This window comes from Acinetobacter sp. P37 (genome assembly GCF_057480965.1).
In genome coordinates this window covers 1-1,473 of the sequence record NZ_JBLIYY010000043.1, presented here as the reverse complement: position 1 = coordinate 1,473, position 1,473 = coordinate 1, and the positions used below count along the sequence as shown (strand labels likewise).

The window sequence follows — 1,473 nt, the reverse complement described above, 5'->3', positions numbered from 1 at the left end:
ACAACTGTTTGGGTGTTGTATAGTCAAGCCTCACGAGCAATTAGTATTGGTCAGCTTCATGCGTCACCGCACTTCCACATCCAACCTATCAACGTCGTAGTCTTCAACGGCTCTTTAGTGGACATAAAGTCCAAGGGAAATCTTATCTTGAGGTAGGCTTCCCGCTTAGATGCTTTCAGCGGTTATCCCTTCCGAACATAGCTACCCGGCGATGCGACTGGCGTCACAACCGGTACACCAGAGGTTCGTCCACTCTGGTCCTCTCGTACTAGGAGCAGATCCTCTCAAATTTCCAGCGCCCACGGTAGATAGGGACCGAACTGTCTCACGACGTTCTAAACCCAGCTCGCGTACCTCTTTAAATGGCGAACAGCCATACCCTTGGGACCTGCTTCAGCCCCAGGATGAGATGAGCCGACATCGAGGTGCCAAACACCGCCGTCGATATGAACTCTTGGGCGGTATCAGCCTGTTATCCCCAGAGTACCTTTTATCCGTTGAGCGATGGCCCTTCCATACAGAACCACCGGATCACTAAGACCTACTTTCGTACCTGCTCGACTTGTGGGTCTCGCAGTTAAGCGCGCTTTTGCCTTTATACTCTACGCGTGATTTCCGACCACGCTGAGCGCACCTTCGTACTCCTCCGTTACTCTTTAGGAGGAGACCGCCCCAGTCAAACTACCCACCAGACATGGTCCTCGCTCCAGATCATGGAGCAGAGTTAGAACCTCAATATTACCAGGGTGGTATTTCAAGATTGGCTCCACCGAAACTAGCGTCTCGGTTTCAAAGCCTCCCACCTATCCTACACAAGTAAGATCAAAGTTCAATGTCAAGCTGCAGTAAAGGTTCACGGGGTCTTTCCGTCTAGCCGCGGGTACACCGCATCTTCACGGCGATTTCGATTTCACTGAGCCTCTGCTGGAGACAGCGCCCCCATCATTATGCCATTCGTGCAGGTCGGAACTTACCCGACAAGGAATTTCGCTACCTTAGGACCGTTATAGTTACGGCCGCCGTTTACTGGGGCTTCGATCAAGAGCTTCGCTTACGCTAACCCCATCAATTAACCTTCCAGCACCGGGCAGGCATCACACCCTATACGTCCACTTTCGTGTTTGCAGAGTGCTATGTTTTTAATAAACAGTTGCAGGGGCCTGGTTTCTGTGGCTGCTCTCAGCTCAGGAAGCAAGTTCCATCACCAAAAGCAGCGTACCTTCTCCCGAAGTTACGGTACCATTTTGCCTAGTTCCTTCAGCAGAGTTCTCTCAAGCGCTTTGGTCTACTCGACCTGACCACCTGTGTCGGTTTCGGGTACGATTCCAGTGTAACTGAAGCTTAGAGACTTTTCCTGGAAGTATGGTATCAGCCACTTCACTGTACAAGTACAGCTTGCTGTCAGATCTCAGCATAGAGTACCCCGGATTTGCCTAAGATACATGCCTACTTCCTTTCACCTGGACAACCAAC

The 1,473-nt window shown here is 51.1% G+C and carries 1 rRNA gene; it reads right to left on the bottom strand.

Features of this window, described 5'->3' with window-relative positions:
- Positions 1–19: 19 nt before the first annotated feature.
- Positions 20–1,473 (bottom strand): 23S ribosomal RNA (locus AC25JC_RS17285); the annotation flags it as partial.